The organism is Microbacterium esteraromaticum, from assembly GCF_016907315.1.
Taxonomy (GTDB): Bacteria; Actinomycetota; Actinomycetes; order Actinomycetales; family Microbacteriaceae; genus Microbacterium; species Microbacterium esteraromaticum.
Genome location: NZ_JAFBBS010000001.1, coordinates 3,185,965 through 3,208,788, shown reverse-complemented (window position 1 = coordinate 3,208,788; position 22,824 = coordinate 3,185,965). Strand labels below are relative to the sequence as shown.

Annotated in this window: 23 protein-coding genes and 2 tRNA genes; 13 read left to right on the top strand and 12 right to left on the bottom strand. The window is 68.3% G+C overall.

Features of this window, described 5'->3' with window-relative positions; translation table 11 throughout:
• Positions 1-3 precede the first annotated feature (3 nt).
• From murA to JOE67_RS15250, 4 genes are all read right to left on the bottom strand, one after another.
• Positions 4-1,368, bottom strand: a complete 1,365-nt coding sequence (murA, locus tag JOE67_RS15265; protein ID WP_204976420.1) for a UDP-N-acetylglucosamine 1-carboxyvinyltransferase — start codon at positions 1,366-1,368, stop codon at positions 4-6.
• A gap of 104 nt (positions 1,369-1,472) precedes the next feature.
• Positions 1,473-2,093: a 3-isopropylmalate dehydratase small subunit gene (gene leuD / locus JOE67_RS15260; protein WP_204976417.1), complete on the bottom strand. Its 621-nt coding sequence runs from the start codon at positions 2,091-2,093 to the stop codon at positions 1,473-1,475.
• Positions 2,093-3,520, bottom strand: a complete 1,428-nt coding sequence (gene leuC, locus JOE67_RS15255; RefSeq protein ID WP_204976415.1) for a 3-isopropylmalate dehydratase large subunit — start codon at positions 3,518-3,520, stop codon at positions 2,093-2,095. The genes leuD and leuC overlap by 1 nt, the downstream gene beginning before the upstream one ends.
• A gap of 182 nt (positions 3,521-3,702) precedes the next feature.
• Positions 3,703-4,689 carry a TerC/Alx family metal homeostasis membrane protein gene (locus JOE67_RS15250; RefSeq protein ID WP_239528176.1) on the bottom strand — a complete coding sequence of 329 codons (987 nt, stop codon included), beginning with the start codon at positions 4,687-4,689 and terminating at the stop codon, positions 3,703-3,705.
• Positions 4,690-4,914: 225 nt separating this feature from the next.
• Between JOE67_RS15250 and JOE67_RS15245 the strand changes: the two genes are divergently transcribed.
• The 7 genes from JOE67_RS15245 (at position 4,915) to JOE67_RS15215 (ending at position 11,016) form a co-directional block, all read left to right on the top strand.
• A complete protein-coding gene (locus JOE67_RS15245; RefSeq protein WP_204976411.1) occupies positions 4,915-5,472 on the top strand; it encodes an RNA polymerase sigma factor in 558 nt (185 codons plus the stop codon).
• Positions 5,469-6,584, top strand: coding sequence for a DUF4349 domain-containing protein (locus JOE67_RS15240; RefSeq protein ID WP_204976409.1), 1,116 nt, complete (start codon positions 5,469-5,471; stop codon positions 6,582-6,584). Before JOE67_RS15245 ends, JOE67_RS15240 begins: the two co-directional genes overlap by 4 nt.
• 32 nt (positions 6,585-6,616) lie before the next feature.
• The gene (locus tag JOE67_RS15235) at positions 6,617-6,967 is read left to right on the top strand and encodes a PadR family transcriptional regulator (RefSeq protein WP_204976407.1); all 351 of its coding nucleotides are present in this window, start codon (positions 6,617-6,619) and stop codon (positions 6,965-6,967) included.
• Complete coding sequence (locus tag JOE67_RS15230; RefSeq protein ID WP_204976405.1) at positions 6,964-8,295, top strand: hypothetical protein; 1,332 nt, start codon at positions 6,964-6,966, stop codon at positions 8,293-8,295. Before JOE67_RS15235 ends, JOE67_RS15230 begins: the two co-directional genes overlap by 4 nt.
• A 59-nt stretch (positions 8,296-8,354) precedes the next feature.
• Positions 8,355-8,894 (top strand): helix-turn-helix domain-containing protein, encoded by a 540-nt coding sequence (locus JOE67_RS15225; protein WP_204976402.1) that lies wholly within the window; start codon positions 8,355-8,357, stop codon positions 8,892-8,894.
• A gap of 1 nt (position 8,895) precedes the next feature.
• Positions 8,896-10,146, top strand: coding sequence for an MFS transporter (locus tag JOE67_RS15220; protein WP_338041637.1), 1,251 nt, complete (start codon positions 8,896-8,898; stop codon positions 10,144-10,146).
• Between the two features lie 63 nt (positions 10,147-10,209).
• Positions 10,210-11,016, top strand: a complete 807-nt coding sequence (locus tag JOE67_RS15215) for an SDR family oxidoreductase (RefSeq protein WP_204976400.1) — start codon at positions 10,210-10,212, stop codon at positions 11,014-11,016.
• Positions 11,017-11,076: 60 nt separating this feature from the next.
• On the opposite strand, the gene JOE67_RS15210 is transcribed toward JOE67_RS15215, so the two are convergent.
• The 3 genes from JOE67_RS15210 to JOE67_RS15200 form a co-directional block, all read right to left on the bottom strand.
• Positions 11,077-11,149: transfer RNA gene (locus tag JOE67_RS15210), tRNA-Glu, on the bottom strand.
• Positions 11,150-11,223: 74 nt separating this feature from the next.
• Positions 11,224-12,249: an LLM class flavin-dependent oxidoreductase gene (locus tag JOE67_RS15205; protein WP_204976398.1), complete on the bottom strand. Its 1,026-nt coding sequence runs from the start codon at positions 12,247-12,249 to the stop codon at positions 11,224-11,226.
• 102 nt (positions 12,250-12,351) lie between these two features.
• Positions 12,352-12,424 (bottom strand) — tRNA-Glu (locus JOE67_RS15200).
• Between the two features lie 147 nt (positions 12,425-12,571).
• Here JOE67_RS15200 and JOE67_RS15195 point away from each other — a divergent pair.
• Entirely contained in the window at positions 12,572-13,210 is a 639-nt protein-coding gene (locus JOE67_RS15195; RefSeq protein WP_204976396.1) for an MBL fold metallo-hydrolase, read from the top strand.
• Between the two features lie 33 nt (positions 13,211-13,243).
• Here JOE67_RS15195 and pepN read toward each other — a convergent pair whose 3' ends face one another.
• Together pepN and JOE67_RS15185 are read right to left on the bottom strand one after the other, a co-directional pair.
• Positions 13,244-15,745, bottom strand: a complete 2,502-nt coding sequence (gene pepN, locus JOE67_RS15190; RefSeq protein WP_204976394.1) for an aminopeptidase N — start codon at positions 15,743-15,745, stop codon at positions 13,244-13,246.
• 27 nt (positions 15,746-15,772) lie between these two features.
• On the bottom strand, positions 15,773-16,963 hold the full coding sequence (locus JOE67_RS15185; protein WP_204976385.1) for a trans-sulfuration enzyme family protein: 1,191 nt from the start codon (positions 16,961-16,963) through the stop codon (positions 15,773-15,775).
• 113 nt (positions 16,964-17,076) lie between these two features.
• Between JOE67_RS15185 and JOE67_RS15180 the strand changes: the two genes are divergently transcribed.
• The gene (locus JOE67_RS15180; protein WP_204976383.1) at positions 17,077-17,556 is read left to right on the top strand and encodes an Lrp/AsnC family transcriptional regulator; all 480 of its coding nucleotides are present in this window, start codon (positions 17,077-17,079) and stop codon (positions 17,554-17,556) included.
• A gap of 3 nt (positions 17,557-17,559) precedes the next feature.
• Here JOE67_RS15180 and JOE67_RS15175 read toward each other — a convergent pair whose 3' ends face one another.
• Positions 17,560-18,900, bottom strand: a complete 1,341-nt coding sequence (locus JOE67_RS15175; protein WP_204976381.1) for an APC family permease — start codon at positions 18,898-18,900, stop codon at positions 17,560-17,562.
• A gap of 90 nt (positions 18,901-18,990) precedes the next feature.
• On the bottom strand, positions 18,991-19,548 hold the full coding sequence (msrA, locus tag JOE67_RS15170; RefSeq protein ID WP_204976379.1) for a peptide-methionine (S)-S-oxide reductase MsrA: 558 nt from the start codon (positions 19,546-19,548) through the stop codon (positions 18,991-18,993).
• A 166-nt stretch (positions 19,549-19,714) separates the two neighbouring features.
• On the opposite strand from msrA, the gene JOE67_RS15165 reads away from it, so the two are divergent.
• From JOE67_RS15165 to JOE67_RS15155, 3 genes are read left to right on the top strand one after another with little or no spacing between them, the layout of a single operon-like run.
• Positions 19,715-20,188, top strand: a complete 474-nt coding sequence (locus tag JOE67_RS15165; protein ID WP_204976377.1) for a carboxymuconolactone decarboxylase family protein — start codon at positions 19,715-19,717, stop codon at positions 20,186-20,188.
• Positions 20,185-20,535 carry a GNAT family N-acetyltransferase gene (locus JOE67_RS15160; RefSeq protein WP_204976376.1) on the top strand — a complete coding sequence of 117 codons (351 nt, stop codon included), beginning with the start codon at positions 20,185-20,187 and terminating at the stop codon, positions 20,533-20,535. The genes JOE67_RS15165 and JOE67_RS15160 overlap by 4 nt, the downstream gene beginning before the upstream one ends.
• Before the next feature lie 11 nt (positions 20,536-20,546).
• The gene (locus JOE67_RS15155) at positions 20,547-20,939 is read left to right on the top strand and encodes a DUF1304 domain-containing protein (protein WP_204976374.1); all 393 of its coding nucleotides are present in this window, start codon (positions 20,547-20,549) and stop codon (positions 20,937-20,939) included.
• Between the two features lies 1 nt (position 20,940).
• On the opposite strand, the gene JOE67_RS15150 is transcribed toward JOE67_RS15155, so the two are convergent.
• Positions 20,941-21,936 carry a pirin family protein gene (locus tag JOE67_RS15150; protein ID WP_204976372.1) on the bottom strand — a complete coding sequence of 332 codons (996 nt, stop codon included), beginning with the start codon at positions 21,934-21,936 and terminating at the stop codon, positions 20,941-20,943.
• Positions 21,937-22,164: 228 nt separating this feature from the next.
• Between JOE67_RS15150 and JOE67_RS15145 the strand changes: the two genes are divergently transcribed.
• On the top strand, positions 22,165-22,800 hold the full coding sequence (locus tag JOE67_RS15145; protein WP_204976370.1) for a hypothetical protein: 636 nt from the start codon (positions 22,165-22,167) through the stop codon (positions 22,798-22,800).
• The last annotated feature ends 24 nt before the right edge of the window (positions 22,801-22,824 follow it).

The window sequence follows — 22,824 nt, the reverse complement described above, 5'->3', positions numbered from 1 at the left end:
AGCTCACCGGACGACGTCGAAGTCCGCGCCGAGGGCGCTGAGCTTGTCGAGGAACTTCTCGTAGCCGCGGCTCAGGATGTCGACACCGGACACCTGCGACTCGCCCTCGGCGGCCAGTGCGGCGATCACGTGGCTGTAGCCGCCGCGCAGGTCGGGCACGACGATGTCGGCAGCGTGCAGAGGCGTCGGCCCGGTGATGACCGCTGCCTGCTCGAGTTCGCGACGCGGCACACGACGCGGTCCGTCCTGAAGGCCGTGGGGGTACACCTCGATGTCGGCCCCCATCTTCACGAGGGCCTGCGTGAATCCGAAGCGGTTCTCGTACACGGTCTCGTGCACGATCGAACGGCCCTTCGCCTGTGTCAGGGCGACGATGAGCGGCTGCTGCCAGTCGGTCATGAACCCCGGGTGCACGTCGGTCTCGACGATGACGGGCTTGAGCTCACCCTCGCGACGGAACAGGATGCCGTCCTCCTGCACATCGAACCAGCCGCCCGCCTTGCGGAAGACGTTGAGGAACGTGAGCATCTCCTGCTGCTTCGCGCCCGCGACGAAGATCTCGCCGTCGGTGGCCAGCGCGGCGCATGCCCACGACGCCGCCTCGTTGCGGTCGAAGATGGCGCGGTGGTCGTACCCTCGCAGGGTCTCGACGCCCTCGATGAGGATGACGCGGTTGGGCTCGTACGAGATGATCGCGCCCATCTTCTGCAGCACCGCGATGAGATCCATGATCTCGGGCTCGATGGCCGCGTTGCGCAGCTCGGTGACGCCCTGCGCGCGGACGGCGGTCAGCAGCACCTGCTCGGTGGCGCCGACGCTCGGGTAGGGCAGGTGGATGTTGGCGCCCTTGAGACCGTTGGGCGCCGAGAGGCGGATCCCGCTCGGCTGCTTCTCGACGACCGCGCCGAACTTGCGCAGAGCGTCGAGGTGGAAGTCGATCGGACGGTCGCCGATGCGGCATCCGCCGAGGTCGGGGATGAACGCCTGACCGAGACGGTGCAGCAGAGGGCCGCAGAACAGGATCGGGATGCGCGAGGCGCCAGCGTGAGCGTCGATCTCCTCGTAGTGCGCGGACTCGACCTCGCTGGGGTCGAGCACCAGCGAACCGGGCTCGTCGCCCTCGGTGACGGTGACGCCGTGCACCTCGAGAAGCGAGCGCACCACGGCGACGTCGCTCAGATCGGGCACATCACGCAGCGTGCTGGCGGTCTCACCGAGCAGGGTCGCCACCATCGCCTTCGTGGCGAGGTTCTTCGCCCCCTTGACGTCGACGCGCCCGCGCAGCGGCCTGCCACCGCGGATCGCGAGGACGGATCCGGCTGGAGCCGGAACCCGGTCGTCTACAGCAACTCGCGGCGGTGTCGTCATTCGGGCCTCATCTTCTTCGGGACGTCGTGGCGTTCGCCGCGATGTCTGCGTATCTACGGCGGATGCCGCGGGGCTTGTGGCCCCCGGCCCACGGCATCCCGTTCCTATCGGACCGGAAGTGTGCGTGGCCGCCACGATTCGCGGCGGGCCTCGAACTGCGCGATCTTGTCTTCATTGCGCAGGGTGAGCCCGATGTCATCGAGCCCTTCGAGGAGCCGCCATCTAGTGTAATCGTCGATCCCGATGGAGGCCTGGAAGACGGGCTCTGCGTCGGACGCCTCGCCGGGAACCGTGACGGTGCGGGCCTCGAGGTCGACCACGACCTGCCGGCCGGGACGCTCGTCGATCAGCTGCCAGATGCGCTCGATCTCGGCCTCTTCGACCGTCGCGGCGAGGAGTCCCTGCTTGCCCGAGTTGCCCCGGAAGATGTCGGCGAAGCGAGACGAGAGGACGACCTTGAATCCGAAGTCGCGCAGCGCCCACACCGCGTGCTCGCGGCTCGATCCGGTACCGAAGTCGGGGCCCGCCACGAGCACGGAGGCGCCCTGGAATGCCGCCTGATTGAGCACGAACTCCGGGTCCTGGCGCCAGCCGTGGAACAGCGCATCCTCGAAACCGGTCTTGGTCACGCGCTTGAGGAAGACGGCCGGGATGATCTGATCTGTGTCGACGTTGGAGCGCTTCAGCGGCGCCGCGATCCCCGTGTGAGTGGTGAACTTCTCCATCAGTTGCTCGCCTCCAGGTCTGCGGGGCTCGACAGCGTGCCGCGGATGGCGGTCGCGGCCGCTACCAGCGGCGAGACCAGGTGGGTGCGGCCGCCCTTGCCCTGGCGGCCCTCGAAATTGCGATTAGACGTCGATGCGCAGCGCTCACCGGGTGCGAGCTGGTCCGGGTTCATGCCGAGGCACATCGAGCATCCGGCGAAGCGCCACTCGGCGCCGAACGCCTCGACGATCTTGTCGATGCCCTCGGCCTCCGCCTCGATGCGCACCCGCGCGGAGCCAGGCACGACCATCACCCGCACGCCGTCGGCCTTCTTCTTGCCGTCGATGATCGATGCGAACGCACGCAGGTCCTCGATGCGGCTGTTGGTGCACGAGCCCATGAAGACGGCGTCGACCTTCACCTCTTTCAGCGGGGTGCCGGGAGCCAGGTCCATGTACTCGAGGGCGCGCTCTGCTGCGGCGCGCTCGTTGGCGTCGGCGAAGGCTGCCGGGTCGGGAACGGAGGCAGACAGCGAGCTGCCCTGCCCCGGGTTCGTACCCCAGGTGACGAACGGCTCGAGCTCGTTCGCGTCGATGAAGACCTCGGCGTCGAACGTCGCTCCCTCATCGGTCGGCAGTGTGCGCCAGTAGGCGACCGCGTCGTCCCAGTCCTGTCCCTGAGGAGCGTGCGGCTTGTCCTTCACGTACGCGAACGTCGTCTCGTCGGGCGCCACCATTCCGGCGCGTGCGCCGGCCTCGATCGACATGTTGCAGATCGTCATGCGCCCCTCCATGGAGAGCGCACGAATCGCGCTGCCGCGATACTCGAGCACGTAGCCCTGTCCCCCGCCGGTGCCGATCTTCGCGATGACGGCCAGGATGATGTCCTTGGCGGTGACGCCGGGGCGCAGAGTGCCCTCGACGTTGATCGCCATCGTCTTGAACGGCTTCAGCGGCAGCGTCTGCGTGGCCATGACGTGCTCGACCTCGCTCGTGCCGATGCCGAACGCCATGGCGCCGAACGCGCCGTGGGTGGATGTGTGCGAGTCGCCGCACACCACGGTGATGCCCGGCATCGTGAGCCCCAGCTGCGGGCCGACCACGTGCACGATGCCCTGCTCGGCGTCACCCAGGGAATGCAGGCGCACACCGAACTCGGCCGCGTTGCGGCGCAGGGTCTCGATCTGGGTGCGGCTGGTCAGGTCGGCGATCGGCTTGTCGATCGCGAGCGTCGGGGTGTTGTGGTCTTCTGTCGCGATCGTGAGATCGAGGCGCCGCAGCGGACGTCCCTCGGCGCGCAGACCGTCGAAGGCCTGCGGGCTGGTGACCTCGTGCACGAGGTGCAGATCGATGTAGATGAGGTCGGGCTCGCCGTTCTCGCCCTTGACGACGAGGTGGTCGTCCCAGACCTTCTCGGCCAGAGTGCGCGGCGCTGTGCTGCTGGTCATGCGGTGTGTTCCTTTGATGGCTCGAAGAGTCGGCCCATGATGGACTCCGCGACGAGGAAGGCCTTAGATCGAGGTCCCGTCGCGGCTGCTAAGAAGAAGAACCACCCGCCGCATGCCGGTCAGTTTACACGGCGTCGACGGGTGGTCCTTCGCTGTGTTTCACACAGCGGAACGGGCTGGGTTCAGCTCCCGATGGCGGCCTTGCGGTCGCGACGCGAGGCCACCAGGCTGGCGATCGTGGCGACGGCCATCGATGCGAAGATGACGCCCAGCGACACCCAGTTGTTGATGTCGGGGGCCCACTCGATCGGGTGCCCGCCGTTGATGAAGGGCAGCTCGTTCTCGTGCATCGCGTGCAGGATCAGCTTCACGCCGATGAAGCCGAGGATGAACGCGACGCCGTAGTGCAGGTACCGCAGGCGGTCGAGCAGGTCGCCGAGCAGGAAGTACAGCTGACGCAGGCCCATGAGCGCGAACAGGTTCGCGGTGAACACGATGAACGGGTTGGTCGTCACGCCGAAGATCGCGGGGATCGAGTCGACGGCGAACATCAGGTCGGTGACGCCGAGCGACACGAAGACGATCAGCATCGGCGTCCAGATCTTCCGGCCGTTCACGACCGTGCGGACCTTTGGTCCGTCGTACTCGTCGCTGATCGGGATGACCCTGCGGATCTGGCGGACGATGAAGTTCTCGGTCTTCGCGTCCTCCTCCTCCTTGTCGGGCATGGCCTGGCGGATGGCGGTGAAGACGAGGAACGCGCCGAAGATGTAGAAGATCGGGCTGAGGTGCTCGACGGCTGCGCCGACGATGATGATGAAGATCGCGCGCAGCACGAGCGCGATGATGATGCCGACCATCAGCGCTTCCTGCTGGTATCGACGCGGCACCGAGAACTGCGTCATGATCAGCACGAACACGAACAGGTTGTCGATGGACAGGCTGTACTCCATCGCCCAGCCCGTGAGGAAGTCGAGTGAAGACTTCGTGTCGCCGAAGAACGCGAGCGTGGCCGCGAAGATCAGCGCGAGGGTGACGTAGAAGCCCACCCAGAGGGCCGACTCCTTGGTGGAGGGGATGTGAGGTCGCTTCAGGATGAGCAGCAGGTCCGCGATGAGGATCACGGTGAGCACGATCAGTGACGTGACTTCGAACCAGACGGGAATCAAGGGATTGACGCCTTTCGGAGGGTTGGTGATGACCGAAAGTCTCTCCCCGCATGTGACATGCTTCGCACGGCCGGAGCAGCTTTGATGGTGCTCGTGATGACGATCCGTGCGATCTCGGGATACTCCCTCTCGCTCGTTCGATGGTACCGGATCTGAGACGAACACCGGTTCGCCGACACCTCCGATGTGAGAGACACTCTGAGAAGCGACGTGATCGGAAGAGGCATGCCGGCAACCATGCAGGACCGCGAGTGGGCCGCTCGGGCGGCATCCGGAGATCAGGATGCGTTCCGGGCGATCTACCGCGAGCATGTGCGCCCCGTGTACTGGATCGCCCACGGCATTCTCGGTTCCGCATCGGATGCCGAGGATGTGGTGCAGGAGACGTTCGTCGTCGCCTGGCGGAAGCTGCCGGGATTCGAGCTGCTCGGCGATTCGCTGCTGCCGTGGTTGGCGACGATCTGCCGCTTTCAGGCCGCGAACCGGCTCCGGCGCGTCCGGCGCGACAGGGCGAACACGACGGATGCCATGGACGAGACGCTTCCGGCGACGGTCAGCGTCGAGGATCAGGTGATCACCGCGTCGCTGGCCGACCTGATCATGGCGGAGGTCGACCGGCTCGACGAGATCGACCGGGAGATCTTCCGGCTCTGCGCGGTGGACGGCTACGCCTACGAGGCCGCCGCAGCCGAGCTGGGGGTCAGCCATGCCGTCGTGCGGAACCGTCTCTCCCGGGTGCGCTCGCGGCTCCGCGGCGCCGTGAAGGAAGTGAGAGACGCATGAGCGAGAAGAGTGGGCTGCCGCCGCTGACTGACGAGAGCATCGCAGGGATGGAAAGGGCCGTCGTCGACAGGATCAACCAGGAGCCGCGCGCGACCGCTCCCTCTCATGAGCACCGTCGACGGCGCGGATGGATCACCGCTCTCGGTGTCGCCGCGGCCTTCGCGGCCGGGGCGCTCGTCGTGCCTCCGCTCATCAGCGGACTGGCGTCGGGCGCAGGATCCTCGAGCACCGCCGACGGGTCGTCTGGCGGCTCGTCCTCCGGCGATGCCGTGGGCGAGATCGCTCCCGATGCCGCTGTCGACTCCGACGGCGGGGCCACGACCGACTCCGGCGGGTCGGGCGGCGCGGTCGCTCCGCGAGACGAGCCTGGGTCAAAGGGCGCCGACGACCCCATCGCCGCCGTCGACGACACCCGGGAGATCATCGCCACCGCCGAGATGACCCTCCGGGTCGACGACGCGAAGGACGCCGCCGACGATATCGCCGCGCTGGCGGTCGAGCACGGCGGTTTCGTGGAGTCAGCCTCGCTCGGCCTCGATCCGGATGCCGGTGACATCGCCCCCGAGCAGCCGCGCCAGGCCGGGAGCGGATGGATCAGCATCCGGGTTCCTGCGGCCGATCTCGACGAGGTGATGGCCGCCCTGGGGAAGGACGCCGAGGTGGTGCGCTCGTCGATCTCGCGCGACGATGTCACCGCGGCTGCAGTGGATCTGCGCGCGCGCATCGATTCGGCCCGCACTTCGGTCGAGCGCCTCACTGAACTCATGGGCAAGTCGGGCTCCGTCGGCGATCTCATCGCCGCCGAGTCAGCGCTGAACGAGCGGCAGGCGCAGCTCGAGAGCTACGAGCAGCAGCTGAAGCAGCTCGACGAGCAGGTGGCCATGTCGACGATCTCGATTCAGCTGACCGAGCAGACCGCCGCTGCCGAGGCCGACCCCGCCGGGTTCGGCGACGGTCTTCTCGCAGGGTGGAACGGGCTCGTCGCGAGCCTGAACGGAATCGTGGTCGCTGTCGGGTTCCTGCTTCCGTGGCTCGGCATCGCGGCGATCCTGCTGCTGGTGGTGTGGCTGGTTCGCAGGAGGCGCAGCACAGCGCGCACGATGGAGAGCTAGGCATACTCTCATAACCGATATATGCTCACCGCATGAGCATCGCGATCACTGAACCGTCGTTCTGGATCCTCAGCGCCCTCGCGGGCGGCAGGCGGCACGGCTACGCGATCATGCGAGAGGTCGCCGAGCTGAGTGAGGGCCGCACCGCACTGAAGGTGCCGACCCTGTACACGACGCTGGAGCGTCTGGAAGGGGCCGGTCTCGTCCGTCAGGACGGCGAGGAGGTGGTCGATGGCAGAGCCCGCCGGTACTACATGCTCACCGACCTGGGGTCGTCCGCGCTGCACGACGAGGTCGAGGCACTGAACGCCAGGGCGCGCATCGCGGCGGCGCGCCTGTCGGCCCGCCTGCGTCCTGCACGCCCATCGGCGGCGACGGCATGACCCGCCTCGAGGATCGATACCGCCGGCTGCTGCGCTGGTATCCGCTCGCGTGGCGACTGCAGAACGGCGAGGCGCTGATCGGCACCGCGCTCGACGCCGCTGAGGCCGAGGCGCGCACCCGTCCGACGGTCGCGGAGGCGCGGGAGATGATCCTGCACGGCATCGCACACCGTGCGACCGTGCGCGCAGCGCTCAGCGCTGCCGTCCTGGCGCTGCTGTGCACGGCGGCGAGCCAGGTGGTCGCGGTCACCTCGATCGAGACGGTCGGGCAGTGGGGTGGCGGGTGGATCCCTCTCGCTCTCGGCACCCTGTCATCGCTCCTCCAGAGCGTCACCCTCCTTGCGCTGCTGCGGCACGCCGGCCGCATGCATCCAGGGCGGTTCGCGCCGGTGCTGCTCGTCGCCGCGGCCGCATGGTCGTTCGCCTTCCTCGCCGCGTGGTCGTGGTCGATCGGTTTCGACAGGGCCGACGCCGGACTTCCCCACACGCCGTTCACCGAGGGTCTCGGACTGCTCCTGCTCTGCGGGTGGGTTCTCGGGGGCGTCGCCGCCGCCACGCTGATCTCGGAGCTCGGTCACGCCCTTCCGAGGACGGCGCGAACGGCTGCGGCCGCGGTCGCCGGCATCGCCGCACCTCCCCTGTTCGGCTCGGCGGCGATGCTCCCCTCCGCCGGCGTGCTGCCGAGCCTCATCCTCATCGTCTTCTGCGTCCGGAGGATGACCGTCCCCGCCGCGCTGGCCACGACTGCACCTGCCGTGCCCTTCACGCACGCTGCGCGGCCCTTCACGCACAGCAGCCGAGCCATCCTGCTCGCCACCGCGATCCTGGGCCTGGCATCCGTGGTCTTCGCGCTGGCCGGTGGAGGCCTCGTGCCGGCCATCGACGCGACCCGTGCGATGCAGATAGGGCTCGCGTCAGGTGCGCTCTCGGGCATCCCTCTGCTCGGCATCGGCGCAACCCGCCTCGTGGATCGGCACCCGGCCCGCCGGGTGCCGATCTGGTGCGCGACAGCGCTGCTCGTCGCCGCCGTGGCCGTCGAGGCGGCCATCGCGCTGAGTGGTGCGGGCGGCAGCGGCGACGTCCCCTGGGCCGCGGTCGCCCCCGCGGCCGCAGGAGTCGGACTGCTCACCTGGGCACTCACGCCCGTCTCGCTGGGGGCGCGTCTGGTGCTCGACGTTGCCGTGAGTGCGGCCTCGCTCTTCCCTCTGTGGTTTGCCCTGACGGCTGTCGGCCTGCTGCTCCCGCCGCTCGCGGCGATCGTGGCCGTCCGTGCGATCGCGGCGAGGCGTCGGCAGACACGAGCACGAGCCCACCCCGCACTTCCTTGATTTCACGAGGTATACAAGAACTCTTGTGATGTTGTCCGAGCGCTCATAGCGTTGCCGACGTGGAAGAGATCTCCGTCATCACCGCCGTGCACCACCCGCTTCGTCGACGTATCGTCGACCACCTTCATCTGCACGAGACCGCGCAGGTCGGCACCCTGGCGAGAGCGTTGAACGTGCAGGTGGGCAGCATCAGCCACCATCTGCGTATGCTGCAGCGCGCGGGCATGGTCGAACAGATCGACGATCCGACCGGTGACCGGCGCACGAGCTGGTGGCGCCTGGCGAGGCACTCGCTCAGCTGGTCGAGCCGCGACTACGCCGACGCGCCTGCCGCGGCATACCTTGCGCGTGAGGCGCAGCGCCTCAACCTGCGCCACCAGCTCGAGCGACTGCAGCAATGGAATCAGGTGAGCACCGACAGTGACGTCGAAGCCTTCAGCACCGATGCCCTGGCCTGGGCCACCGCGGCTGAGCTGGTAGAGCTGCAGCACCGGATCACCGACGCGATCGACGCATGGCGGGCGAGCATCGATAGAAGTGACGGCCAGGAGCGCATGCCCGTGTTCTTCTTCGCCCACGGTTTCCCCACGGAGGTGTGAGGTGTCGACGGCCGACTCGCTGATGGTGCGGACTCCCCCGCCCCTCCGGCGTGACGTCATGGTGCAGTGCTGGCTGGCGGTGAAGGCGCTGTCCGATGCCGGCGACGCGGTCTGGACCATCGCGGTCGCATGGACGGCGGTGCAGATCGCGTCGCCCGCAGTGGCGGGGCTGGTCGTCGCGGCAGGCACGGTCCCCCGCGCAGTGATCCTGCTGATCGGCGGTGCGCTCGCAGATCGCGTGGATCCGCGTCGCATGATGCTGCTGTTCAACGGCATCCGCGTCGTCGTCCTCGCCATTGCCGCGCTGTGGATCCTCACGTCCGAGCCGACCGTCGCCATCCTGCTGGCTGCGACGATCGCGTTCGGTATCTGCGACGCCTTCTACGAACCGGCCGCCGGCACGATCCCGCGCCAACTGGTGAGACCGGCGGATCTTCCGACGTACTCCGCCGTGAGTCAGACCCTCAGCCGCCTGGGCACGATGGCCGGTGCGGCGGCAGGGGGATTCCTCGTCGCATGGATCGGCATGCCAGGCAGCGCGGCCGCCGACGCCATCACGTTCACGGTCGTCATCGCATTCATCTCCATCTGGCTGCGGCCGCGCTTCGCCCTCCCGCGCAGCACCCCCGGTGACGGCGTGCTGCGCGGAGTGGCATCCGGCTTCCGCCATCTCGGCGCCGACGGAGCGACCAGGACCCTGGTGCTCGCCCTCTCGGGTCTCAATCTCGCGGTCGGCCCCGCTCTGGCCATAGGGCTCGCACTGCAGTCCGCGCAGCACGGCTGGGGGGCGTCCGCGGTCGGCCTGTTCGAAGCCCTCGTGGGCGGCGGGGCGATGCTCGGCGCGATCGTCGTCGTGCGCCGCCGCCCGCGACATGAGGCCGTCGGGGCATTCCGGGCGCTCGTCGTGCAGGGCGCCGGCATCGCGCTGCTCGGCATCGGGTCGCCGTGGGTGGTGGGGGCGGCATGCCTGATCATCGGCATGACGGCCGGGTTCGCCTCGGTACTGCTTGGTGCGACCTTCGCCGCGACGGTCGCGCCCGACTACCTGGGGCGGATGTCGTCGATAACGAGACTCGGCGACGACTGCCTGATGCCGCTGGCGATGGCGGCCTTCGGGGCGCTCGCGACCCTCTTCCCGCTGTGGATGCCGTTCGTGCTGTACGGCAGCCTCCTCATGCTGCTGATGGTGCCGCCGCTACGCAACCGCAGCTTGCGCGCGATCAGCCTGCGCGGCGGTGACGATCGGGCATAGGGCATACGCGCCCGGCGGGAAAGCCCCTTCGAGACGAGATCGCCGCTCGGGTACGGTTCGGTCATGACAGCTCAGACCTTCACTCCACGGCGCGCGATCGTCACAGCGTCCGACTCGGGCATCGGCGCCGCCACCGCGCTGGCGCTCGCCGACGCCGGCATGGATGTCGGCATCACCTGGCACAGCGACGAGGAGGGCGCTGAGCAGACCGCCGCCGGCGTGCGCGAGCGCGGTCGCAGAGCAGTCGTCACCCGTTTCGACGCGACCGAGCTCGACAGTGTGGCCGAGGTCGTGGACGGGCTCGCGGAACAGCTCGGCGGCGTCGACGTCTTCGTGAACAACGCCGGAGCGAGCGTTCCGCGTGCGTTCCTCCAGGTGCCGCTGAGCGAATGGCGCGAGACCGTCGCACTGAACCTCGACGGGGCGTTCGCGGGGATGCAGGCCGCGGCGCGCCGCATGGTCACCGCAGGAGCAGGCGGCCGCATCATCGCGGTGACCAGCGTGCATGCGCACCAGCCCCGCATCGGCCTCGCAGCGTACATATCGGCCAAGCACGGACTCTCCGGGTTGATCAAGACCATGGCCCAGGAGCTGGGCGCCCACGGGATCACCGCGAATGCGGTGGCGCCCGGGGAGATCGCCACAGCTGCGAGCGGCCGGACGTCTGCGGACGCCGACCGCACGCACCGACCTGGAGTTCCGATCGGGCGTCCGGGCAAGGCAGAGGAGGTCGCGGCGGTGATCGCGTTCCTCGCGTCCCCGCAGGCCAGCTATGTCACGGGAGCCGACTGGAGCGTCGACGGCGGGATGCTGCAGATGGGGCCGCAGGCCGGGTCACACCTGCTCGACGATGCCTGGCGCGAGGTCTGAGCGTTGCCGGGCGAACATGAAGAAGGCCCTCCGGATTCCGGAGGGCCTTCCTCATGTCAGTGACCCCAGCGGGATTCGAACCCGCGTTACCGCCGTGAGAGGGCGGCGTACTAGGCCGCTATACGATGGGGCCGTCACTGCAACCGTTCAAGTATGCCATGACGATTCGTGCCCCGCCAAATCGAGGCGCCCACCGTGTGGCGCTCGTCAGGCGATCATGTCCTTGACCATCGGCACGACCTTCTCGCCGTAGAGTCTGATCGAGTCCATCATCGCCCCATGGCCGATCTTCGACTGGTCGTACTTCAGGTCGAAGCGATCGATCCGAAGCGTCTTCAAGGTCGCTGCGATCTTGCGAGCGACGGTCTCGGGCGAGCCGATGTACAGCGCGCCGCCGTCGATCTCGCGTTCGAAGTCGCCGACCGCAGGCGGACCCCAGCCGCGCTCCTCTCCCATCCGCGTCCGCATGGCGAGCCAGCCGTCATGCGTCAAGGCGCGCGCCTGCTCGTCGGTCTCGGCGACGAGGCCCGGAGAGTGCACGGCGATCGGCTTGCGCTCCACGCCGAACTGGTCCTGTGCGCGTTCGAACAGATCGACGTACGGCGCGAAGCGGGTGGCGGGCCCTCCGATGATCGCGAGGAAGAGCCCGAAGTTGTACCGTGCCGTGCGGATCACCGAGTCGGGGCTGCCGCCGACGCCCACCCAGGTGCGGATGCCGTTCTCGGTGGTCGGGAAGACGCGCTGGTCCTTCAGCGCCGACCGCGTGCTGCCCTGCCAGGTGACCGGCTGCTCGGTCAGCAGCTGCGAGAGCAGGTCGAGCCGCTCTTCGAACAGCTCCTCGTAGCGACGCAGATCGAATCCGAAGAGCGGGAACGACTCGATGAACGATCCGCGTCCTGCGACGATCTCGGCGCGCCCGTTCGAGACGGCATCGAGCGTCGAGAAGCGCTCGAAGACCCGCACTGGGTCGTCAGAGCTCAGCACGGTGACAGCCGAACCCAGACGGATTCGATCAGTGCGGGAGGCGATGGCGGCGAGCACCATCTCGGGACTCGACACCGCGAAGTCCGGGCGGTGGTGCTCTCCGACGCCGAAGAAGTCCAGTCCGATGCTGTCGGCCAGCACAGCCTGATCGACGATGTCCCGGATCACCTGCGGATGCGGAACGGGGTTGCCCTCTGGGTCGGACGTCACGCCACCGAAGGTGTCGAGGCCGAACTCGATGTCAGTCATGACGTCAGCAACCGCGGCATCCAAAGATTCATTCCCGTGAATGCACATGGGCCACAACGGCAGAAGGCCCTCCGATCACTCGGAGGGCCTTCTGTGTCGCTGTGACCCCAGCGGGATTCGAACCCGCGTTACCGCCGTGAGAGGGCGGCGTACTAGGCCGCTATACGATGGGGCCGTCTCGGCCCGTGAAGGCCGTTGTGGCAACCGTAGAAGTCTGTCATGCCCCTCACCACAGGACCAAATCCCGCGATCCGACTATGCATCACGGGCGTGTCGCGTCAACCGGTTTGCCTGATGGATGCCCGGCCGGTTGACTTCCGTCATGCGAATCACGAAGTACGAGCACGCCGCTCTGCGAGTCGACGAGGCGGGAAGAAGCCTGATCATCGATCCGGGTTCGTTCACCACTCCCCTCGACGAGCTCGGCGATGTCGTGGCGGTCGTCATCACGCATGAGCACCCGGATCACTGGACCGCGTCACATCTCGATCGCATCCTGCGCGCGGCGCCTGGCACGCCGATCCTCAGCACCGTCGGAGTGGCGGCTGCGGCGACCGACCACGAGATCACCGTCGTCGCGCCGGGTGACGAGGTCATGATCGGCGGGTTCTCTCTGCGCTTCTTCGGCGGCCGGCACGCGGTCATCCACGAGAGCCTCCCCGAGATCCAGAACCTCGGGGTGCTCGTGAACGACGAGCTGTACTACCCCGGAGACTCGTACGCGGTACCGGAGGGAGTCGATGTGAGAACCCTCGCCGCGCCGCTCGGTGCTCCCTGGCTCAAGATCGGCGAGGCGATGGACTTCGTCCTGGCGGTCGCGCCCCGGCGCTGCTTCGGCACCCACGACATGACACTGTCGACCATCGGCCGGACGATGCACCGTCAGCGTCTGCAGTGGGCCACCGAGCAGGGCGGCGGGACGTTCTTCGAACTCGAGCCGGCACAGAGCCTCGACGTCTGACGCCGGAGAGGCGGGCTCGGAGCACCCGCAGCCTCAGAGACCGGGCTGCGCCGCCCTCACCCGCAGGTCCCGGGCGAGGTCGTCCCGCGACTCGATCACCAGCCGGCGCAGCGCGCCCGGAGCATCGACGTTCTGCTCGAGCCACGCATCCACCGCCTCGGTGCTGTCGGTGGCGGGGAACAGCCCCAGCACGAGCCGCTGCGCCAGCTCGATGCTGCGCTCGGACCAGGCGTCGCGGATACGCGTGAAGTACTCCGTGTCGAAGCCGTCGATGAGGTCACGGCGACCGCCGGCGCGGAAGCCGCCGATCGTCGCGTCGAGGTGGTCGTTGCTCAGGCTGAGATCGTTCCACGCCGCCTCCCACGCTGCCGCACGCGTCGATGCATCGGGCCGGGATGCCAGGGCCCTGATCTCTGCCGTGCGGCCGGCCGCCGTGTCGTCAGCGGTGCGCTCTGCGGCGATCGTCTCCGCGTCGGCGTGCCCGGTCGAGGCGAGAGCGGTCAGCAGCAGCCAACGAAGGTCGGCGTCCATGGGCAGCCCCTGCGGTGCGTCGCCGTCGAGGATGGCGCGGACGTCGGCGGCACGGGAGTCGTCGAACGACGACGCGGCGGCGAACGCGCGCGCCCACGCCAGCTGCGCATCGCTGCCCGAATCGGCGGCCTGGAGCGCCGACCAGGTGGAGTCGACCCAGGCGCGGCGCTGCTCCGCGCGATCATCGTCTGTGACGTAGTGGCCGATCGCGAACGCTGCATTGAGAAGTGTCGCGCTCAGCAGACCCACGTTGGACTCCGCCGGAGCGTGCGAGCGGACGATGTCGAGGTAGCGGGTGGCGGCGAGCTCACCGTCACGGGTCGCGTTCCAGAGCGACGACCAGATGAGCCCGCGAGCGAGCTCGTCCGACAGGGTCGACAGTGACGCGGCGACCGTGTTCAACGAGCGCTCATCGAGTCGCACCTTCGCGTAGGTGAGATCCTCGTCGTTGAGCAGGATCAGATCGGCATCCGGGATCTCCACCTCGGTGCGCTCCTGGTCGACCGTCAGCTCGATCCGCTCGCGCAGTGCGAGCGCGCCCTCCACCGAGTCGTAGAGCCCGACGCGCAGGCGGTGCGGGCGAGGTGCGACCTCGCCGCTGTCCTGCACGATGACGCGACGACCCTCAGCATCCGTCTCGATCCAGAGCGCGGACACGCCGCTGGTCTCGAGCCACGAACGCGACCAGTCGCGCAGCGGCTGATCGGAGGCGGCTTCGAGCTGGTCGAGCAGGTCCCCAAGGGTCGTGTTTCCGAACGCGTGCGCGACGAAGTAGCGACGGGCTCCTTCGAAGAAGGCGTCTTCGCCGACGAAGGCGACCAGCTGCTTGAGCACCGAGGCGCCCTTGGCGTAGGTGATCCCGTCGAAGTTCAGCTTGGCGGCCTCGAGGTCGGGGATGTCGGCGACGATCGGGTGCGTGGTGGGCAGCTGGTCCTGCCGGTACGCCCAGGTCTTGCGGCTGTTTGCGAAACGCGCCCAGGCGTCGGTGAAGCGAGTCGCTGCTGCCGACGCATGGGTGCCCATGTAGTCGGCGAACGACTCCTTCAGCCAGAGGTCGTCCCACCACCGCATCGTGACGAGGTCACCGAACCACATGTGCGCCATCTCATGCAGGATCGTGTTCGCACGACCGCCACGCTGAGCATCGGTCGCCGCGCCGCGGTTGATGTAGGACTCGGTGAAGGTGACGAGCCCGGGATTCTCCATCGCGCCGAGGTTGTACTCGGGAACGAAGATCTGGTCGTACTTCCCCCAGGGGTACGGGTACGCGAACGCGTCGGTGAAGAAGTCGAGTCCCTGACGGGTCACCTCGAGGATCTCGTCGGCCTCGAGGTGCTCTGCGAGCGATGCGCGACACAGCACACCGAGCTCGATCCGCTGGTCGTCTCGCGTCCACTCCCCGTCGATACGGGCGTAGGGACCAGCGGCGACCGAAGTGATGAAGCTGGAGATGGGCAGGGTCGGGGCGAACTCGACCGTCTGCACACCGATGCCGGGGGTCACGTGCGCAGGCGACTGGTTCGACAGCACGTGCCAGCCCGCAGGCGCGGTGACCTCGAACGTGTAAGCCGCCTTCAGATCAGGCTGCTCGAAACAGGCCATGACCCTGCGCGAGTCCGCCGGCTCGTACTGCGTGTACAGGTAGGTCTCTCCGTCGACCGGGTCGTGGAAGCGGTGCATGCCCTCACCCGAGCGGCTGTAGGCGGCGATGCCCTCCACCCGGACCACGTGCGAGCCGCCCAGTCCGTCGATCAGGATGCGCGCGCCGTCCCACTGCACGTCGCGCGCCTCGCCGTCGACGGTGACGGAGTCGACCGACTCGCCGATGAAGTCCAGCCAGGTCGCCGACTCCGTCGCGTCGAAGGTCAGCGTGGTCGCAGTGGGGAAACCCGTCCGCGCACGCTCGGGGGCACCGGCGAGGTCGAGTTCGACGCGCACCTCATGCAGCGTGATCGACGCGGCGCGACGGGCGGTCTCATCCTTGGTGAGGTTGGCGGAGCTCATCACACCATCGTGTCATGCCGTGCCTGTTCATGCCGAGGCCGACACCGGCACCTTCGCGAGAGCCTGCTCGAGGTCGGCCTGCAGATCGTCGACGCTCTCGAGACCGATCGACAGGCGCACGATGTCGGCACCAGGCCGCGCATCCGGTGCGACGGGGCGGTGAGTGAGGGCGGCGGGATGCTGGATCAGCGAGTCGACGCCGCCGAGCGACACCGCGTGCGTGAAGAGGCGCACAGCACCCGTGAGCGCCTCGGCCGCCGAGTACCCACCGGCGAGCCTGATGGCGATCATCGCCCCCCCGCCTCTCATCTGCCGGCCGATCAGCCCGCGCTCGTCTGCGAACTCGGGGTACAGGACCTCGCTGACGGCCGGATTGCGCTGGAGGGCGCGCGCGAGGGTGCGGGCCGACGACTGCTGAGCGTGGATCCGCATCGGCAGTGTCGCAAGACCGCGGTGCAGAAGGTAGGCCCCGAGGGGGTGGAGCAGGGCGCCCGTGATGGCGCGTACGCGGCGAAGTGCCTCTGCGGTCTGCTCGCTGCACGAGATCACGCCGGCGACCACGTCACCGTGGCCGCCGATGTACTTGGTCGCGCTGTGCAGCGACATCGCCGCCCCGAGGTCGAGCGGGTTCTGCAGCAGGGGTGTGGCGAAAGTATTGTCGACGAGCACGGGGATGCCAGCGGACTGCGCCACGACCGCGGCGATGTCGACGAGGTCGAGCGTAGGGTTCGCCGGCGTCTCGAGCACGATCATGCCGGTGTCGATGCGGATGCTTCCGGCCACCTCGTGCTCGTGACAGAACGTGACCTCGGTACCGAGAAGGCCCGAGTCCAGCAGGTGGTCGGTGCCGCCGTACAGCGGGCGCACGGCGACGATGTGCCGCTTGCCCACCGCCGTGGTGTGCGCGAGGATCGCGGCCGTCATCGCGGCCATCCCCGAGCCGAAGGCGACCGACGCCTCGGAATGCTCGAGCTCGGACAACGCCTCCTCGAAGCGGGCGACAGTCGGATTCCAGAGCCGCGCGTAGACGTTGCCGCCCCCGGGAAGCGGATGCCCGCCCGTCGCCATCGACTCGTACGAGTCGCCGCCGTGCAGGATGTCCGGCAGCGGGTTGGTCGAGGAGAGGTCGATGGGGGCGGCGTGGACGCCGAGAGCGCCGAAGTCGGCGCGACCGGCGTGAACGGCGACGGTGTCGGGGTGCAGCGGCATGTCGGACATGCCTTGATCCTGCTCTCCTCGCTCATCCGCGTCCACCCTGATTGTCGCGAGAAGCGAAGCATCGGGCGTAGCTTGTTCCAAGAACAACACGTCATCGATCTGGGGAGCGCAAATTGGCTGCAGCACAGCAAGGAGCCATCGATGAGCTCGATCTGCGCATCCTCGGAGCATTGATCGACGATCCACAGGCGCCGATCAAGGATCTCGCTCATACGCTGGGCATCCCGGCGTCCACCTGCGCCTTCCGGCTGCGCACCCTGCGCAGCCGGGGTGTCGTCACCGGTCCGCGCGTCGAGATCGACCCGGCCGCCGTGGGCGCCGCGGTGCAGGCCGTGATCCGCGTGCGGCTCGGAAACCACAGCAAGGACGGCGTCGAGACGCTGTTCGACTCCCTCGCGGCGACACCCGGCGTGCTCCAGGTCTTCCACATCGCCGGCGCAGACGACTTCCTCGTGCACGTCGCCGTCGCCGATGCCGCGGCCCTGCGCGACATCGTGCTCGAACGCATCACCGTGCACGACATCGTCCGGGCCACCGAGACGCAGCTGGTGTTCGAGCTGCGCGAGGGCGCGGGCGTCGTACCCCGGCGCTGAGGGTCAGACCGCGGCAGGACTCTCGTCGACACGATCGGCCACCGGCTGCCCGGCGAACCGCCGTGTCGTGAGCCACAGGACCACTCCGACGGCCAGCAGGATCGCGGCGAACAGCCACACGATCGGCCGCTGCTGGGTCAGCAGCACCACGCAGGAGATCACCCCGAGCACGGGAACGAAGGTCCACACCCGGAAGTGCTCGTGCTCCACGCGCTGGCGCCGCAGCACCAGCACCGACACGTTCGCGCTGATGAAGACGAGGAGCAGCAGAAGCACGACGGTCTCCGCGAGGGTGGCGAGATCACCGACGAGCGTGAGCAGCATAGCCACCACCGTGGTCGATGCGATCGCCACCCACGGCGTGCGCCGGTTCGGCAGCACTCGGCCCAGGGGCGACGGCAGCAGTCCCTGCTCGGCCATGCCGAACGCGAGCCTGCTGGCCATGATCATGGTGAGCAGCGCGCCGTTGGCGACGGCGATCAGCGCGATGAGGCTGAACAGCCACGACGGCACGCTCATCCCCGTGGCCTCGACGACGGCGAGCAGAGGTCCGGAGGAAGCCTGCAGCTCGTCGCTCGGCAGCGCCGCGGCGCTCGCGACACCGACCAGCACGTACACGATGCCTGCGGTGATCAGCGCGCCGAACAGCGCCCGCGGGTACACCCGGCTGGGCCGCCTCACCTCTTCGATCACGTTCGCCGAGGTCTCGAAGCCGACGAACGAGTAGTACGCGACGATCGCACCGCCGAGCACGGCGCCCGCGACTCCGACGCCGTCCGGAAGCTGCGTCGCGCGGCCCAGGTCTCCCCCGCCGCCGCCGACGAACAGCGCGACGACGACGATGACGATCACCAGCCCGGAGAGCTCGATCGCCGTCATCACGAGATTGGTGCCCATCGATTCGCGGATGCCCCGGGCGTTGAGCAGCCCGATGAGCACGAGGAACACCATGGCGGCCGGGATGACAGGCACGTCGATGAAGGTCGCCAGGTAATCACCCGAGAACGCGATCGCGAGCCCTGCCGCGCTGACGACACCCGCCGCCAGCATGCTGAACCCGACCAGGAACGACAGCAGCGGGCTGTGGAACGCCCGTTCGGCGAACACCGCTGCTCCTCCTGCGCGCGGGTACTTGGTCACCAGCTCCGCGTACGACCCCGCAGTGAGCAGCGCGAGGAGCAGAGCCACGACGAGCGGAGCCCAGAGCATGCCGCCCGCGCTCTCCGAGAGCACGCCCATCAGTGCGTAGATACCCGCTCCCAGCACGTCGCCGAGGATGAAGGCGAAGAGCATGGGTCCGCTGATCGCTCGGCGAAGGCGGGGAGGATTCTCAGCGGTGTCCATGACACCGACCGTATGGGCCGGAAGACGAGGGTGCACCAGCCTTGACACCCGCGTAGACCGACCGATACGCGAGGCGCGGGCGCCGCGGCGTCAGGCGGTCGCGTCGGCCTCGCGACGTGGCAGCACCCAGCCGGCACGCGGGAAGTGGCAGGTGTAGCCGTTCGGGTAGCGAACGAGGTAGTCCTGGTGCTCGGGCTCCGCCTCCCAGAACGGCCCGGCTTCCTCGATCGTCGTGACGGCCGGAGCCGGCCAGAGACCAGAGGCGTCGACGTCCGCGATGGTCTCGCGCGCGATGCGCTCCTGCTCGGCGTCGAGCGGGAAGATCGCCGAGCGGTAGCTGGTCCCGATGTCGTTACCCTGTCGGTTCAGAGTCGACGGATCGTGGATCTGGAAGAAGAAGGCCAGGATGTCGCGGTAGGTCGTCTGCGCGGGATCGAAGACGATCTCGAGCGCTTCGGCGTGCCCGGGGTGGTTGCGGTAGGTCGCGTGGTCGTTCTCGCCGCCGGTGTATCCGACGCGCGTGGCCAGGACGCCCGGCTGACGACGGACGAGATCCTCCATGCCCCAGAAGCAGCCTCCCGCGAGCACGGCCGTCTCCGCGCCGTCGCGGCGGGTGATCTGTCCGGTGTCGCTGGTTCCGCTGGTCATGTTCGTCTCCTCTTGACTCGTGTCCGGATGCCCGGGTCTTCCATTCTGCATCCGTCGGGCACGTGAAGGGCCGGTCTCGGCATCGGCTGCCGGGGAATGCCGGACACAGCGTCTAGGTTGGTGCTGACAGCCGCACATAGGCCGATCTCGGCATCCGAGGAGAGAAATGCGCCCCTATCTCGACAAGTCCGCTCCCGACGTCTGGAAGGCCGCCGGCGAATATTCGCGCGCCGTGGCGAGCGAGGCCGAGCGCAGCGGTCTGACCGTGCAGGAGAGCGAGTACATCAAGGTGCGCGCGTCGCAGATCAACGCATGCGCGTTCTGCCTCGACCTGCACTCTCGAGAGGCCCGCGGCGCCGGGATCAGCCAGCAGAAGCTCGATCTGCTCCCCGCATGGCGTGAGACCTCGCTGTACACCGAGCGCGAGGCCGCCGTGCTGGCCATCGCCGAGGCGTCCACCCGCATGCCCCTCACGGAGGAGTCGAAGGCCGACCTGTCTGGTGCGCGCGCCGTGCTCGGAGATCAGACGTTCGCGGCCGCCGAATGGGTCGCTCTGACCATCAACATGTTCAACAGGATCTCGATCCTCAGCGAGCACCCGGTGCGTCCGCGAGGCGACGACGGAAAGGTGCTGTCATGACCGATGAGCGCTTCGAGGTGCGCGATGTGCCCGGCGAATCGCGATACGTGCTGGTCGACCACGGCGACGACGGCATTGCCGCGAAGGAGATCGGCGAGGAGTCGTACGTCGACGTCGGTGACGAGCGGGTGCTCTTCCACACCGGCGTCTCCGACGAGTACGCCGGGCAGGGCCTCGCGTCGAAGCTCGTGCGGGCGGTCGTCGATGACGTGATCGCCGCGGGCAAGCGCATCGTTCCGGTCTGTCCGTACGTCGTGGCGTGGCTGCCCAAGCATCCCGAATATCAGGAGCACATCGTCGCGCGTCGCAGCGAGCACGTCGCCGCGATCAAGGCTCAGACCCGCTGAAGGGCGCCATCATGATCCTCACTGCACTCGTCCTCGCCGGCCTCGCGTCGCTCGTCCACGTCTACATCTTCTACATGGAGTCGCTTGCGTGGACCAGTCCGCGCGTGCGGGCGACGTTCGGCACCTCCCGCGAGGAGGCGCAGGCGACGAAGGAGATGGCGTACAACCAGGGGTTCTACAACCTGTTCCTGGCACTGACGACGGCGATCGGCATCATCCTCATCGTGAGCGGAGCCGACGATGCCGGAACGGCGCTCGTCTTCGCCGGCGCCGGCTCGATGGCAGCCGCCGCGACGGTGCTCTTCGTCTCGAGCCCCGACAAGCGCGGAGCCGCTCTGAAGCAGGGCGTGCTCCCGCTGCTCGCGGTGATATGCCTGGCGATCGGGGTCGCTCTGCAGGTCTGAACTACTCTCGGGGGCGCAGCCTGACGGTCGGCAGCGGGGGCGCGGGCAGAGGCGCGAGGTGGCCCGCGGGGTACGGCCCGAACAGAGCCGGCTTGCCCTCGTCTCGGGGATCGGGATCGTCGAACCCCAGTTCAGCCTGGTAGCGACGCCGGAACTCCTCGATCTCGTCGTGGCTTCGCCCGATGAAGTTCCACCACATCACGATCTGCTCGCCCAGCGGCACGCCGCCCAGCAGGATCACCCTGGCGCCCTCGGCCCCGGCTGCGATCACCATGGTGTCGGCGCCGGTGGGCACGTAGCCGAGCTCGCGATGCTGCACCGGAGCGTCGTTCACGGAGATCGACCCGGTCTCGGCGAGGGCCGCATGTTCGAAGTCACGCCGCACGGGCAGCGTCACCCGTGCGCCGGGCCGCAGGATCAGCTCGGCGCCCAGCATGTCAGGGGTGCGGGTGTCGACCGGCGAGGTGGACCCGAGCATCGAGCCGATGAACACCCGCACGCTCGCGCCGTCGAGGTCGACGGGCTCGGGAGCGTAGTGCGCGAATCCGTGAGTGGAGAAGCGCGAGGCATCAGGCAGGGCATACCAGAGCTGCACGCCGTGCAGCACGGCCGTCTCGGGTGTGCTGATCTCCTGATGCGTGATCCCCTGACCTGCGATCATCAGGTTGAGCTCGCCGGGCAGCACGGCCGCCGCCACGCCGTTCGAGTCGAGGTGATCGATGCGTCCGGTGAACAGCCAGGAGACGGTGGCGAGACCGGTGTGCGGATGCCTGGGCACCTCCATGCCGCCGGTCACGGCGACATCATCGGGCCCGTAGTGGTCGAGGAAGCACCAGGCGCCGACGAGCGAACGACGCTTCTGAGGCAGGGTCCGGTAGACCGTCATGGCCCGGATGCCGCCGAGCGGCACCTCTCGAGGAGTGAGCACCTCGACCGAGGTGCACGGCTCCCCCGGCTCGAGCACGCTGAGCGTCGGATTCTTCTCGAGATTCGTCATCGCGGCTCCTCGGGCTGGCTCGGCTGCGGTGGGGATCAAGCCAGCGTAACGGCGAATGGTGCGGATGCGTCGGCCTGGTGCGACCAGGACCGGCGTGGCCGCCTGGCGCGACAGACAGCACCTGGAGTGCCGCGAGGTCAACCCCCTCCTAACCGCGAGCCATAGGGCGGACTCTGAGGGGATCACGTGGGCGCCGTCCGTTTCGCCCACCAGACGTCAGGAGTCGAGATGAGCACACCCAGTCCGGATCCCCGTGACCGTGAGCCCGCCGCCGTTTCCGCCGAGCGAGGACCCACCCATCGCGAAGAGGCGCTGGAACGTGAGCAGGAGCGATTCGGCGGGTTCAAGTGGGGCTCAGCGTTCTTCGGCTGGCTCACTGCGACCGGGACAGCCGTTCTTCTGACGGCGCTTCTGAGCGCGGTCGGGGCGGGTCTCGGCCTGGGCGTCACAGAAGGCGACGTCGAGGATGCCGCTGAGGAGATCGGGGCGAACGCCCAGACCGTCACGATCATCGGCGCCATCGCGCTGGCCGTCGTTCTGTTCGTCGCCTACTACTGCGGAGGCTACGTCGCCGGTCGCATGGCGCGATTCTCCGGGGCGAAGCAGGGTCTGGCCGTCTGGATCTGGGCGATCGTCATCGCGATCGTGGTGGCGGTCATCGCCGCCGTCGCCGGTTCCCAGTTCAACGTCCTCGGACAGCTGAACAGCTTCCCGCGCATCCCCGTGGACGAGGGCACCCTCACGGCCACCGGCATCGTCACCGCGATCGTCGTGGCGCTCGTCAGTCTGGGAGGCGCGGTTCTCGGCGGCATTGGCGGCATGCGCTACCACCGTCGGGTGGACCGCGTTGGTCTCGGACGCTGAACCACCGACGGACCGGAGCGGCGG

Excerpts from the sequence above, each read along its gene's own strand:
- JOE67_RS15145 (WP_204976370.1), top strand. The coding sequence starts at position 22,165 with ATGAGCACACCCAGTCCGGATCCCCGTGACCGTGAGCCCGCCGCCGTT.
- pepN (WP_204976394.1), bottom strand. The coding sequence starts at position 15,745 with ATGAGCTCCGCCAACCTCACCAAGGATGAGACCGCCCGTCGCGCCGCG.
- leuD (WP_204976417.1), bottom strand. The coding sequence starts at position 2,093 with ATGGAGAAGTTCACCACTCACACGGGGATCGCGGCGCCGCTGAAGCGC.
- JOE67_RS15155 (WP_204976374.1), top strand. The coding sequence starts at position 20,547 with ATGATCCTCACTGCACTCGTCCTCGCCGGCCTCGCGTCGCTCGTCCAC.
- JOE67_RS15165 (WP_204976377.1), top strand. The coding sequence starts at position 19,715 with ATGCGCCCCTATCTCGACAAGTCCGCTCCCGACGTCTGGAAGGCCGCC.
- JOE67_RS15185 (WP_204976385.1), bottom strand. The coding sequence starts at position 16,963 with ATGTCCGACATGCCGCTGCACCCCGACACCGTCGCCGTTCACGCCGGT.
- JOE67_RS15240 (WP_204976409.1), top strand. The coding sequence starts at position 5,469 with ATGAGCGAGAAGAGTGGGCTGCCGCCGCTGACTGACGAGAGCATCGCA.
- JOE67_RS15205 (WP_204976398.1), bottom strand. The coding sequence starts at position 12,249 with ATGACTGACATCGAGTTCGGCCTCGACACCTTCGGTGGCGTGACGTCC.
- JOE67_RS15215 (WP_204976400.1), top strand. The coding sequence starts at position 10,210 with ATGACAGCTCAGACCTTCACTCCACGGCGCGCGATCGTCACAGCGTCC.
- JOE67_RS15235 (WP_204976407.1), top strand. The coding sequence starts at position 6,617 with ATGAGCATCGCGATCACTGAACCGTCGTTCTGGATCCTCAGCGCCCTC.
- msrA (WP_204976379.1), bottom strand. The coding sequence starts at position 19,548 with ATGACCAGCGGAACCAGCGACACCGGACAGATCACCCGCCGCGACGGC.
- JOE67_RS15245 (WP_204976411.1), top strand. The coding sequence starts at position 4,915 with ATGCCGGCAACCATGCAGGACCGCGAGTGGGCCGCTCGGGCGGCATCC.
- JOE67_RS15195 (WP_204976396.1), top strand. The coding sequence starts at position 12,572 with ATGCGAATCACGAAGTACGAGCACGCCGCTCTGCGAGTCGACGAGGCG.
- murA (WP_204976420.1), bottom strand. The coding sequence starts at position 1,368 with ATGACGACACCGCCGCGAGTTGCTGTAGACGACCGGGTTCCGGCTCCA.
- JOE67_RS15230 (WP_204976405.1), top strand. The coding sequence starts at position 6,964 with ATGACCCGCCTCGAGGATCGATACCGCCGGCTGCTGCGCTGGTATCCG.
- JOE67_RS15160 (WP_204976376.1), top strand. The coding sequence starts at position 20,185 with ATGACCGATGAGCGCTTCGAGGTGCGCGATGTGCCCGGCGAATCGCGA.
- leuC (WP_204976415.1), bottom strand. The coding sequence starts at position 3,520 with ATGACCAGCAGCACAGCGCCGCGCACTCTGGCCGAGAAGGTCTGGGAC.
- JOE67_RS15175 (WP_204976381.1), bottom strand. The coding sequence starts at position 18,900 with ATGGACACCGCTGAGAATCCTCCCCGCCTTCGCCGAGCGATCAGCGGA.
- JOE67_RS15150 (WP_204976372.1), bottom strand. The coding sequence starts at position 21,936 with ATGACGAATCTCGAGAAGAATCCGACGCTCAGCGTGCTCGAGCCGGGG.